The organism is Marinilabilia rubra (assembly GCF_003121985.1).
Classification (GTDB): domain Bacteria; phylum Bacteroidota; class Bacteroidia; order Bacteroidales; family Marinilabiliaceae; genus Marinilabilia; species Marinilabilia rubra.
Window position 1 is genome coordinate 12,541 of sequence record NZ_QEWP01000009.1, and the last position, 12,712, is coordinate 25,252.

The window sequence follows — 12,712 nt, forward strand, 5'->3', positions numbered from 1 at the left end:
ATCAATGAATTGTATATCTAAATCCTTTTTTGTGCTTTTCACAATAGTCAATAACCTCATCGGTAAACTCCCGAAATAACGGGCCATTGCTTCGCTGGATAGATTCTACACCAATATCGATGTTATTAATTTCAATGAGTCGCACCTGATCATTTTCATCAACACAGAAATCAAACCCCAGAAAACGACTGTAAAACTGAGTGGCTGCGACTTCTTTGGCTCTCTTCTGCACTTCATCAAACATATAAACATCAAGCCCATTGCTCAAATCAACGTCTCTTACTTTACTAAAAACCTCGCCTGCCGAACTATTGGCACATTTCTTAAACTTCCCTTCATGTGTAATGCCAATGGCTTTTCCGCCCCCGGACATATTATCCACCAAAGAGCCCTCCTTTCCAACTCTGAGCATGGCATGAAGCACATGTATTACATCGTCTTTAACCGAACGATAGGTATAAACCCGCATGGTATTTAATGACGAAGGATTGAACCTTGCATAAAAGGGATGCTGCTGAACGAAACGCTGAATCAGAAAATTATCGCCTACATTTTTTTCGAGCCAGTCGTTATCAACTATCTGCCCCCTTAAGAAAAGTTTTCCGTTTTCACTTTTTAGCAAATATATTTTCTTTCCTCCCCGGGAATCGATGGCCGGTTTTAAAATAAATTTGGCTTCTTCAGTGGAAGCAAGATGAGTTATTTTTCCATCTACGTCTTCAACATGCTGATAATTCTGATCCAGATACTGACCGTGAATCTTACGCAAAACTACGGCCGGTTGCAAAGAGGTATCAAACAGTTTTGCATACATATTCTTATCTGCAAAACTAATCGAGTAAGTATAATTATTAAGAATTGGTTCGATAATGTTGTAGAAAAGCGGGCTGGGAACAAAATCAGGGCTCTCAATTCCGGTAAATGAGGGATATATTTTAATAAAGGATTTGGGCACGGTTGATTCCAGACGCTTCCATTTCGACCTATATTCATTTTCTACTTTTTTATCTACTACTCTAATCGATGGCTTCATCGTTAAAAGAGTTCGCAGAGCTACCAACTTGATATCCATATTGTGGTGATGGTATGAACATCTTCTGAGAATCTTCTTTAACCCCCTATAACCGTAGCCATAGTAATGACGATAACTCTTCAGTATTTCGTATTTTATCTTTTTTATCATCAGCAAACAAATTATTAGTGAAAACAGCTAATTCGGTTCAGACGCGCAGTATATCCTCTTTCTTATGAGATTTACAATACTCTATCACCTCCTCAGTGTAATCACCAAACAGAGGAATTCCGAATATTTGGATAGCTATGCCGGCGTCGTAGTTGTTCAATTCAATCACCCTGGGCTTTCCATTCTTATCCAGGTTGGTGTCAAAAGCAATTAAACGGTTGTAAGGAACTTTTTCAGCAACCTTCACCGCTAATGCTTTCATATCATCCAAACCGGGGGCTTTCCCTAATTCACTGAATTTAACTTCAGGCTCAAGGGGAAAAGATAAGAACCTTTTCATTTGGGAATTAAAGCCGTACCTCACAATGCCATCGCTATCTATGTAAACCGGCATCCCCCCGGCTTTTACATTGTCTACTACACTTCCCTTGCCCCCAATTCGCATTACCGAATGCATAACTCTTGGTTTTTCATCTTTGGGAGATCGATAAACGTAGAGTCTGATAGTATTGAACGAAGATGGGTTAAAACGGCTGTAAAAAGGATGCTGTTCCACATATTCCTGAACCACATAATTATTACCGTAAAACCTCTGTAAAACAGAGAGGTTTAAATCCAGTTCGTCGTTCAGACATTGCCATTTCCCATTTCTATCTCGTTCAAAAACCGCTATTTTTTTGCCTCCACTTGAATCAACTGCGGGTTTTACCAATATCTTTTGTTGCTCTTTCAGGCTCTCATTTAAAAATTGCTCCGGCTCTTTTACCGGATGTCCTTTAAAGTCATAAAAAATGCCATTGAGATTTCTGAAAAGCGACAAAGGCTCGTTGTCAATATCAAACATCCGGGCATAATTTCCTTTTTGAGCATACCCCCATGCCATCAGTCGATTATTGATGGTGGCATTGATGGTATTAAAATAAACTCCAATGGGAACAAAATCAGGTCGCTGAACCCCACTTAAAGAGTAGTACAAATCCATTTCTGTGCGAGGAAGCCTGAAGGATTCACTCCACCCCAGCCACATCTTTCTATGCTGGCGAAGAACTTCATTATCCACCCTGAGCTTCTTTTCCAACTTACTGTAATCCTCCCTGAACTCTTCATTAATTTCAAGATCGCGCCTCAGATAAAAAAGCTTGGAGGCCAAGGTTCTTGTTACCTTATATGCCAAACTAACGGGTTTCGAAAGATTAACCATACCCCTTGATTTTAGTTAGATTAAAAAGAATTGCTATTGAAAACACAGGTTGGGGAGGATTAATTCCAAATAAACGATTCAGGTATTAGCGATTAAATCTCTGATTTCTTCTCTCATTAACCTTCGTTTTTTCTTATTTCTTTCATAGGCCTGCCTTACCAGGTTGATATATCTACTTAAACGTCTGAAGAAACGAATTCTTGAAAGTGTTGATGAATATTGCTTCCTCAGGTATTTAATTTCTTTAATGGCCTTATCAGACTTAGTTTTTCCCAAGCCATACACAGATTTCGATTCTTCATGATCGCGGTAAGCAGCAATAAAGAAAGGGATATGCAAGAATGAAGTTTCTCTCATAAATCGCATCCATAAATCAGCATCCATGGCAAAATGAAGAGACTCGTTGAGGCCATTTACTTTTTTCCAGAGCTTCCCGGTAAAAAAAGTGGCTTCCTGAGGAATACGAAAATTGAAAGCGGCCAAAGTACGGTTCACCGAGACCGGTTCAAACGCATCAATAATGCGTCCTTTGCCGTCAATGACGATCCTGTCGCCATAGACCACCTCATTTTGGGGATATTTCTGCATGTAATGAACCGCAATTTTAACCGCATCCGGGTACAAAATATCATCTGAATTCAGCCAGTTATAGATATCCCCGGTTGCATGTTTAAATCCCTTATTAATGGCATCACTCTGACCATTATCGGGCTCACTCACCCACCAGGCAAGCTTATCTTCGTATTTTTTGATGATATCAACACTGCCATCTGTCGAACCTCCATCCACAATAATGTATTCTATATTGGGGTATGTCTGGTTTAAGACAGATTGTATTGTATCCTCAAGGAAGTCTGCCTGATTGTAAGAAGGCGTAACAATTGTTACTTTAGGTAAATCTGTTTTACTCATAGTCTTTCTTCAATATTGATTGAAAAATTTGGTTTAATCTGTTCCCTACTACTTCTCTTGAAAAATGATCCTCAATTTTCTTGCGGGCAGATTTCTGCATTCTCTGATATTTCTCTTCCGGCATTTTCACCATTTCTTCAAGAGAATCTGCTAAAAGATTCGTATCTGTTTCATCCACCAGAAATCCATTGGATTGATGATCGATCATATCAGAAATGCCTCCAATATCAAATGCTACAACGGGTGTTCCGCAGCCCAGGGATTCAAGTACCGTATTGGGAAGATTGTCTTCCAACGATGGCAGAACAAAGGCTGTACTTGCTGCGTAATATTTGGCCAAATCTTCTTTTTCGCTCACAAAGCCAAGATTTATAACTCTGAAGGGAACGGACTCTAAAGCGGGAGATTCTTTGGCTCCAAATACCAAAAAGACCAGATCATCAGCCGGCACTCTGTTTTCCAGCTTTTTGAGGGCATCCACCAATAGATGGGCGCCTTTTCGGGTATCGTGCATAGAGTTTACGGCACCAAACAGCAAGACCTTTTGGTGTGACTTTATGCCCAGACTCTCCCGAAAAGTCTCACTGTCCATGGGTTTAAAAATGTCCAGTTCAATACTGTAAGGACATACTTCAACACGTTTTTTACCAAACAGTTTACTCTCTTTCACCTTTCGAGCCATCCAGTTACTGGGACAAAGAATGGTTATGTCTTTATCGGCCCAGTTTTTATATTTCTGCATCCACAAATATCGACTCCAGTCCTGATCATGCGAATATTTAAGTTTCGGACAATTGCCACATCCTGTTTGAAAGCCGATGCAATCGCCAGGATAATGACAGCCTCCGGTTACAGCCCATAAATCATGGAAAACCCAAACAACCGGGGCATTAAAGTCACCAATTTCTTTAACAGATAAAAAATCATCATTGATCCAGTTAAGACATAAAAGATCAGGCTTCAATTTTTCTATTTTATTTTTAAAGAATCTGGGTTTAACAGAAACAGACCAATACCCCTCTCCGGGAATTTTTCTTCTTAAAGTTTTCTTTTTCTCACTTTTAAACAAGTATTTCACCAGTTTCTTCTTCAGAAAAGAACGCTTTAACTGCACAATACCATTACCCGGCTTTTGAACATGGGGACTGGCATAAATGGAGGTTCCACCAACACTTCTATAAGCATCGAAGTAGCGGTTGGCAGCAATAGCAGCACCTCCCTTTGTCTGATTTGTACTTAAGAAAACAACATTCATCCGTGTAAAAATTTTTTTTAAAGCTCCTGCGAAACCAGTATGCAAGAACTTACAACAGTTCTTTGTGAATTAAACTTTAATATGCCCGTTTCATCAGAACTTATTTTACTGGTTCCAGATTCCTCTGGCAGTTCCGTTAATAATCCTTTTATATTGAATGGGATGCAGTATTGCCCCAAATGAGAGACATACTATTGTTCCCAGGATAACACCTGAAGATCCCATTTCAAGATTCTTGGCAAAAAATATAGACAATGGAATATTTATCACTGCAATAATTAATGACATGTACAATTGCATCCTTATTTTTCCCACCCCATTGATGAGATAAACAAAGACATTATTCCATGATTTGATCATGTAGAAAAACATCATCAAAACTGACAAACGGAGGGGGACTGAAACCATATCACCAATCCAGATTTCATAAACCCAGCCTGAAAGAGACAGCATAATCAGACTACCAACGACTGAAAGTCCCCATAAAAACAACAATTGCTTAATAGATTTTCGTATCCAGCTATATTCCTTTTTGGTATATGCCTGAGTAAAAGCTGACCAAAAAGGTTCCAATACAATCAGGAAAAGCATTTCAACGATCCCAAAATATTTCCGGGCCACATTGTAAGGAACAACATCCTCAGGCCCGGTTATCTGTGATATGATAATGTTGTCGGTTGAGAACATTATTATGACAGAAATCTGGACAATAAAAAACTGAACACCAATAGATGCCAGGCTTTTAAATTTGTGCCAGTCGATAAACCTGAGCGAGGGCCGAATGTGACGGTAACGTTTGGAAAAGAGAATTATCGAGGCTGCAATTTGAACCAACAGGACCGATCCACTCGATAAAACACCTATCATTACCAAATTTCCGTACATGATGCGATACTTCAGAGCCAGCCATATTCCTATAAAGAAAATAACACTGGCTATTGAGCGAATTGCCTGACTCACTGCCGGTCGTTGGTCGGCTACCAAAATGGTGCTCACCAGCTTGAGAACAAACCGCATAGAGAAAAAGGAAAATACAATAAGCAGGGTGGCTGCTAACATACTCTTGTACGTATCGGGAACAGCTAATATCTTAGGCCAGTTTAGCACAAAAACACTCCCACCAAGCAATAAAAACATAATCAGGCTAATGATCCCAATAATGGCATAGGTTGAACTCACATAACTTCGGGCCAGCGAAATTTCATTCTTTGCAAGAGCTTCTGCCAGTTTGTTTCTTAATCCGGTTCCTAACCCAACATTAAAGAAGCTAAACCAGTTGATGATGCCACCCAATGTCAGCCAGACACCATGAAGCTCTGTTCCCAGGAACTTCAATGTCAGTGGAAAACGCAGATAGCTAACCCCCACATCCACGCCTCTGAGTGCCAGAAGACCTAAGATATTTTTCTTAAGTCCTTCGCCTCTTTTGCTTCCGGACTTAAGAAAACGTTTTTTTAGTATATCAAGTAAGTTCTTTTTCTTTTGACTCATAATAAGATGAAAACAAATAACACAATGCCAGACCGAAAGTAAAAACCCAATAAAAAACCATTGTCACATTGGCCCATAAAAAGACCATAAACCCAAAAAAACTACCGTAGAAACCAGTTATTCTGGCCACTCGCCATAATCTTCTTGCAATTAAGACCCAAAAAAACAGAGCCAGGGAAGTTCCAACTAGTCCGTATGAAAAAAGATGATTTAAGTATCCCACGTGTATTTGGGATGACCTGTCAGCCAATGCCACTTCTACCTGGTGGGTCATGTGCACCCCTGTTCCAAAGAAGGGGGCCTCGGGGAAAAACCGGTTGAAAATTTCAAATGCCAATAATCTTGAGCTCCCGGAATCATCCAATAGCCTTTCCTGCACATACCGGTCAATGTCATATCCTATAGCCTGTAGAATTACTGCCATCAACAAAACCATCAGGATTAAGCTTATCCCCGCATAAACACTGTTCCGTAAAATTTTTCCCTGATAAAACAAGGCCGGGGCTGCAGCCACAAAAAAACCAAGTTGGATGTATCGGGAATTATTAACCACTGCAATAAAAAATCCCAATACAAGGGTTAATATAGGTATCTTTCCGTTCTTTTTTATTTCATGCCCGGTAATTAATGCAATCATTGGCAAAAAAGACAATCCAACGTCATTGACATCTGTAAAGCCAAATATAGACAGCCGCCGGACATGCAAGGTATTGGTTCCCCAATCATATCTGGTCATAAACTGCATAAACTTCTCCGGGGTAAAAAAGAACGGATCATAAATAACCTGCAGCAACGAAACCAAGGCACCTACCACGATTAACCCCTTCATCATACCCACCAGCACATCAATCAGTCTCTTGGAGAACAAAAGGTTATCAACAATAAAAAGAACGGCAACTGCGTGTAATGTTTTATTCAACAGAAACTCATAAAAGATACCTTTCCGGGCTACAGTGGATTGCCACAAAACAATATCCCAGGTAGCATAATAGACTGCCAATATGATCCCTATCGTTATATATGCCTTGATTACTACATTTCCTATACCCCGGCTTATTAAAAGAAGCAGGGCCAAAAGAATAATTGTGGCCCCGTAAATCTTATCAAACCCCTGATCTACTGAATAGTAATCAACAAAACAAACAAACGGGGCAAGCACCAGGGCAAAGAAATACCAGTGCGCCCAAAATCGAACAGAATATAAATTACTATTGTCTATAACCATATTTGTAATTGTAATATCGTCTGTTCAACCCCATAGTTACATCATTTAGTATAACCCCCACTTTTCCTGCTTTGAATTCCTTCATGTTATCGAAGGTCTTCTTAAGCACATTGAGGGGTGTGTAACCGGCACGTGCCACCATTACTACGGCATCGGCTAGTGCAAGGGTTGCTCTGGTATCTGCAACAATAAGTGGAGCTGAGTCTAATACAACAAACTCAAAGTGTTTCTTCACTTCCTCCAACATTTCCCTGAACTTTTCAGATTCGAGAATCTCACTTGGATTGGGAGACATTGTACCTGCCGGTATGACATAAAACCCTTCATCTGAAGTTGGATAAATAATACTTTTCAGATCCGTTTCACCCGTAACGTAATCGACCAGGCCTGGTCGGCCTTTGAACTCGGGAATGTAGTTGCTTACCAATCGTGGACGTCTTAAATCCAATTCAATGAGAAGCGTTGGACGCTCGAGCCGTGCGAGTCCTCTACTCAGGAAAAAGGAGGTGAAAGTTTTCCCTTCTCCCTGAACCGATGAGGATATCAGAATTAACTCCGACTTTGCCTTATGGGGCTGCCCATCTTTACAGAAGGCCAATACATGGCTTCTGAGTGTTCGTAAAGATTCCGCCTGAGCAGAAAACTGGTTCTTTCCTGAAAGTTTTTTAAGCGAACTTGTATGCAGTACTTCCCCAAGAAAATGAGTATTGTCGAGATCTGCCAGATCCTTTTCATCTTTCACTTTTCCAAAAGCATTATCATAAATCAAGGCTAAAAGGGTGGCAAATGCCAATGCCAGAAAAATAGCAAACCCTGTGATACGCTTAGCTTTTGGGCTCACCAATGAAGCATAAGAAGGCGGATCAAACACCTCATAATCCGGCAAATTAGAAGCCCTGGCAATTTGAGATTCGGCTTTCTTCTGCATCAGGTATGTGTAAGTGTCATCGTTCAGCCTGAAATCACGTTTAAAAGTCTGAAGGTTGCGTTGAGTTTCCGGAAGTTGCCTCATCTGACTTTGAATCGAAGCCAGTCTGGAATTAGCTTTCCGCAAATCCTGCTCAGCAATATTCAAAGAGTACCGCACATTTTCACGAATGGTTTGTCGCAAATTGCTGATTCGCGATTCAATCTGACTCAACAAAGGACTTTTTGTTTGCTGATTTTCAATAAGCCGGTTTCTTTGAGCAACCAATCCGATATACTCCTCCATTAATATACTCAGGGAGTTATTATTGAGCGCCATAACCGCCGACATGGAATATTCAGTATAGTTATCATCCTGAGTAATTTGCTCAGACAAATATCTCAGATAATCAACCTGGGATTCATATTCTGTCCTTTGCTCTTTTACTCTTGATAATTCCTCATAAAGTCTCTCCGCACTTTGGGTAACATCCAGAACATCTCTGGCAGATTGATAACTCTGAAGGGTACGCTCAGCCTGACGTAATGAATCAGATACTGATTCAAGAAGCGAATCAATGTAATTGATGGTAGAGTTAGCAATATGATTTTTGCGCTCAAGGTTGTAATTAATAACGGTTTCCAGAAAAGCATCAAGAAAATCCATTCCTTTGACAGCATTATCTGTCCTGAACCAAACATTGACAACCGTACCATTTAAATTGGCCGGTTCCAATGTAAGACGGCTTTTAAAGTTGGCCACTAATTGATCATCGGTTCGAATAAAGAACTTGTATTTCTGCTCCAGCAAAGTAGTAAGATCATCCTGCTCAAGAAAAATCGTGAACTTGAAATTGTCGGTTTCAAAGGGTTTACCAAACTCCCCAACTGCCGAAAAGTTAAGCTCTTCAATTCTTCTTGTGAAAGTGTTATTAATAAAATCGTAAACCCCGCCATTACCTTTCTCTATGGTAATTCGATATTGAGTCTCGGATAATACTTCCAGTTGATAAGGAACGCTTACTAATTGAGGCACCGCTCCATCCATTACAACATTAAAGGGGCTTGAATTGTATAATTCCTCATCAAACATCCAGTTGGCCTGATAGTATTCAATCCTTGTATTAAACTTAGAAATGGTCTCACGGATAATTGGCGAAGCCTGAATGGTGAGCAAGCTGTTCTCAAAATTATTGCGCCCGGCAAACAATTCGGAACCCGGCAAAAAAGAAGATGGATCCACCACTCCCCTTTCCCGCTCATGCACCACAAGCTTGGCATTCAATTCATGGATACTTGGCTTTGACCTAATGTATAAAAAAGCCAATCCCACAAAAATCACCAAAAAGACAGGATATAATTTCCAATATTTAAGAAGACGACGAAATACATTTCTTACATCGTCAGAAACTTGATTTCTTTGAATCATAATTAGTTCCCATTTATATAGTCAAAAATCAATAATGAAGTAGTAGCTGCAGACAGAATAAGTGAAAATGGCACCCGATCAATTCCCCAAACGCGACGGTTAAGGGGTTCTACATAGATAACATCCCCCGAGTCGAGATAGTAATAGTCGGATATAAAAATGCTTTTGTCTGTCAGATCTACTTTATCTTTCATTATACGTCCGTTTTTTTCGCGAATAATGACAACTTCTTCGCGGTTTCCGTATTCACCAATATCTCCTGCCAATCCCAATGCCTGAAAAATATTAATGTTCTCCCCGGAATAAAAGTAGCGTCCGGGACTGGCAACCATACCAACAATCGTGATATTCTTATTTACAAAGGAGACTTTAACCGAAGGTGAGTAGAAGTAGCTTTTTAACTCTTCCTGCACTTCTTCGGCCACCTGATCAACGGTTTTTCCAGCAACATGGGTTTTTCCCAACAGAGGAAGATCAATGTTCCCGTCTTCATCAACCTGATAAGATATCAGAGAATAATCAGTACTGTTGCGCCCCCCCATTCTAACTTCACCGGAGGATAGCATATCGGGGTTTTCTTCGCTAAAACTACTGACATTCACATAAAGTTCATCAAAAGTTTGAATCAAGGCCCGATTTTGTTCATTAACAAATTCATTCCCCAAATCTTTCCTTTTTGATTCATCTTGAATGTAGGCAACCCGATTATTGGTCATACAGCCCGAAAAAATTACGAGCATCAAAATTGAAACAGATATTTTCCACATAGAATTTTGTCTTTCTTTTTAAACAAAAATAGATGAAGTATGATCAGAATGTCAATCGCATTTTTACTGGACTTTTCATCAAAAAACACGGTTTACATCTTACTTTCAGCATCATAAAAAAGACACTAATAACTGTATATCTGACATTTATAAAAATAAAAAAAGTTCAATCCCTCACAAGGCGCCAAAAATCACCATTTGACAAATAAGAGCCCTTACGGGGTGAAGGTTGCACAAAACAGGATAAAAAACACAGGCTTTTCCCTATTTTCAAGCCATTTTCGACTGCAATCCCTTATTAAAATTGATTCTAGTTTAAGTTTTCCCTAAATTATATGAACATAAAGCAGTATTCACCATGTCATTTGCATAGACAGCACGAGTAAATATTGAATGGTTTCGTTTCCGGAGAGATCAAATGCGCAAATACCGCTTATAAAAACAGCCTCTTATATCAACTTGAAAAAAAATTCTTCAAAAAGAAAAAGTCATGGCTAAAACAATCTGGGTATGTTCAAAAAAGCAACTGGGAGAGTTTACTGAAAAAAAACTTCAAAACATTTGTTCCTGCCTGACACCGGACAACATCACCCCCAATAAGCCCGAAATACTTGTTGAGGATAAATTGGCTTTTGCCGTGGTAAACCCAAATGGGACTCAACAGACAAAGGAAAACAGCCTGGCGCTTGGAGTATTCTTTGATGAAATTAAGAACTGGCATATTCCACAAAAACATTATCCCGACGGCTCCTATTCCATGTTTCGTTACGATGAAAAATTCCTGGAATTGGTTTCTGATGCAACAGCCTCTCGTGCCATTTGGTATTACATGGATGACCAACAATTCATTGCTTCAAGTTCTCAAAGGGCTATTATTTTATACCTGGATAACTTTGAATTTAATGAAAATGTAATCCCCTGGATGATGTCAACAGGATGTCTGGGCCCCTCTTTGTCCTGGGACAAAAGATTGAACTTTGTTCCTCCGGACTCTTCTGTAGTTTTGAACAGAAAAGACTGGAGACTTAAGACAAGCACCACTCCTATTGTTTTTAAAGAGGAAAAAAGCACCGAGAAAACCCACCGGAAACATTTGGAAAATGCTCTCCAAAAGACTTTTGAATCGATCAAATTCGATTACAAAAGATGGGCTCTCCCCCTGTCCGGAGGTTACGACAGCAGAGGGATTTTAAGCTATTTACTATCAACCAGCGACACAAAAGATTTAAAAACCCTGACGTGGGGACTGAAATCGTCTTTATCAGATAAAAAGAATGATGCTTATTTGGCTAAAAGACTTTCCGGGGAATTCAATATATCTAACCAATACTACTTCACCAACCTCTCTGAGGAGCCGGCTGAGAAAGTCCTGGACAGATTTCTGATAAACGGAGAGGGCCGTTTGGATAATTTTGCCGGTTACATGGATGGTTTTAAGTTATGGAAAACTCTTTTTGATTCAGGCATCCAGGGCATAATAAGAGGAGATGAAGGAATGGGTTGGACCGATGTATCCTCATCTCTTACAGTAAGATTATCCGTTGGACTTGCCCTTTGTTCTGATTACTCAAACCTGCGGTACATTGCCAAAAAGCATTTCCCAGATCAGGAGATTCCGGAATCGTTGAAACAAAGAAAGAACGAATCGTTAAAACAATGGCAGGACCGTTTATACCAGGGTTACCATACCCCTTTTATCCTGTCATCATTAGGTGATTTAAAGCTTTCATATGTAGAAATGGCAAACCCCCTCTTATCCAGAAAAATACTCTCTGCCGTTCGTACACTCCCGGATTACCTGCGAAAGGACAGAGCCCTGTACAAAAAAATAGTAAACTCAAGAATGCCTAAAATTCCTATTGCCAGGCATCATGCTGAAGCGGTTATATCCAACAGCGTGAGACAAAAAAAGGTAGTTGACCTAATAATTAAAGCATTAAATTCAAATCTCGCCAGCGAATTATTTCCTGAGGAATTGCTGAATCAGGTTTTATCAAAAATCAAGATATCAGATAGTAAGAAGCATAATGAGGCTCGTCCCTTTTCTGTTCCTTTAATCTTGAAAAGGCTTTTGCCCCTCAAAATAAAGAATTTCCTGAAAGACCATGCTTCTTCACGAATGTTTATGGATAATAATTTAATGGCTTTCAGAATGTTTATCATCATAAAAATGAATGAATTATTACAAGAAAAGCATGAAATATAAAAGATTGTATTTTATCACAATAGATCGCCAGATTTTAAGATAAAAGATTCGAGACAAGTCTCAATACACTGAACACATACCCCTTAACGCTAAATTATAACAAAATAGCATCGAAATATTCTTCACAAAAAAAGCCC

Annotated in this window: 9 protein-coding genes; 1 reads left to right on the forward strand and 8 read right to left on the reverse strand. The window is 39.5% G+C overall.

Annotation, left to right across the window (positions count from 1 at the left end; all coding sequences use genetic code 11):
• Position 1 precedes the first annotated feature (1 nt).
• The 8 genes from DDZ16_RS12060 to DDZ16_RS12095 form a co-directional block, all read right to left on the reverse strand.
• A complete protein-coding gene (locus DDZ16_RS12060; protein WP_109264735.1) occupies positions 2-1,183 on the reverse strand; it encodes a sugar-transfer associated ATP-grasp domain-containing protein in 1,182 nt (393 codons plus the stop codon).
• A 37-nt stretch (positions 1,184-1,220) separates the two neighbouring features.
• Positions 1,221-2,384, reverse strand: coding sequence for a sugar-transfer associated ATP-grasp domain-containing protein (locus DDZ16_RS12065; RefSeq protein ID WP_109264736.1), 1,164 nt, complete (start codon positions 2,382-2,384; stop codon positions 1,221-1,223).
• Positions 2,385-2,462: 78 nt separating this feature from the next.
• Positions 2,463-3,296, reverse strand: coding sequence for a glycosyltransferase family 2 protein (locus DDZ16_RS12070; RefSeq protein WP_109264737.1), 834 nt, complete (start codon positions 3,294-3,296; stop codon positions 2,463-2,465).
• The gene (locus DDZ16_RS12075) at positions 3,289-4,551 is read right to left on the reverse strand and encodes a glycosyltransferase (protein WP_109264738.1); all 1,263 of its coding nucleotides are present in this window, start codon (positions 4,549-4,551) and stop codon (positions 3,289-3,291) included. The genes DDZ16_RS12070 and DDZ16_RS12075 overlap by 8 nt, the downstream gene beginning before the upstream one ends.
• Positions 4,552-4,656: 105 nt before the next feature.
• Complete coding sequence (locus DDZ16_RS12080; RefSeq protein ID WP_109264739.1) at positions 4,657-6,042, reverse strand: MATE family efflux transporter; 1,386 nt, start codon at positions 6,040-6,042, stop codon at positions 4,657-4,659.
• Positions 6,014-7,267, reverse strand: coding sequence for an O-antigen ligase family protein (locus DDZ16_RS12085; RefSeq protein ID WP_109264740.1), 1,254 nt, complete (start codon positions 7,265-7,267; stop codon positions 6,014-6,016). The genes DDZ16_RS12080 and DDZ16_RS12085 overlap by 29 nt, the downstream gene beginning before the upstream one ends.
• On the reverse strand, positions 7,251-9,602 hold the full coding sequence (locus DDZ16_RS12090) for an exopolysaccharide transport family protein (protein WP_109264741.1): 2,352 nt from the start codon (positions 9,600-9,602) through the stop codon (positions 7,251-7,253). The genes DDZ16_RS12085 and DDZ16_RS12090 overlap by 17 nt, the downstream gene beginning before the upstream one ends.
• Positions 9,603-9,604: 2 nt before the next feature.
• Entirely contained in the window at positions 9,605-10,369 is a 765-nt protein-coding gene (locus tag DDZ16_RS12095; protein WP_109264742.1) for a polysaccharide biosynthesis/export family protein, read from the reverse strand.
• Positions 10,370-10,859: 490 nt separating this feature from the next.
• On the opposite strand from DDZ16_RS12095, the gene DDZ16_RS12100 reads away from it, so the two are divergent.
• Positions 10,860-12,575, forward strand: a complete 1,716-nt coding sequence (locus DDZ16_RS12100) for a hypothetical protein (protein WP_109264743.1) — start codon at positions 10,860-10,862, stop codon at positions 12,573-12,575.
• The last annotated feature ends 137 nt before the right edge of the window (positions 12,576-12,712 follow it).

Bases quoted from the DNA above. Each gene is read 5' to 3' on its own strand.
- DDZ16_RS12060 (WP_109264735.1), bottom strand. From the start codon at position 1,183: ATGATAAAAAAGATAAAATACGAAATACTGAAGAGTTATCGTCATTAC.
- DDZ16_RS12065 (WP_109264736.1), bottom strand. From the start codon at position 2,384: ATGGTTAATCTTTCGAAACCCGTTAGTTTGGCATATAAGGTAACAAGA.
- DDZ16_RS12070 (WP_109264737.1), bottom strand. From the start codon at position 3,296: ATGAGTAAAACAGATTTACCTAAAGTAACAATTGTTACGCCTTCTTAC.
- DDZ16_RS12075 (WP_109264738.1), bottom strand. From the start codon at position 4,551: ATGAATGTTGTTTTCTTAAGTACAAATCAGACAAAGGGAGGTGCTGCT.
- DDZ16_RS12080 (WP_109264739.1), bottom strand. From the start codon at position 6,042: ATGAGTCAAAAGAAAAAGAACTTACTTGATATACTAAAAAAACGTTTT.
- DDZ16_RS12085 (WP_109264740.1), bottom strand. From the start codon at position 7,267: ATGGTTATAGACAATAGTAATTTATATTCTGTTCGATTTTGGGCGCAC.
- DDZ16_RS12090 (WP_109264741.1), bottom strand. From the start codon at position 9,602: ATGATTCAAAGAAATCAAGTTTCTGACGATGTAAGAAATGTATTTCGT.
- DDZ16_RS12095 (WP_109264742.1), bottom strand. From the start codon at position 10,369: ATGTGGAAAATATCTGTTTCAATTTTGATGCTCGTAATTTTTTCGGGC.
- DDZ16_RS12100 (WP_109264743.1), top strand. From the start codon at position 10,860: ATGGCTAAAACAATCTGGGTATGTTCAAAAAAGCAACTGGGAGAGTTT.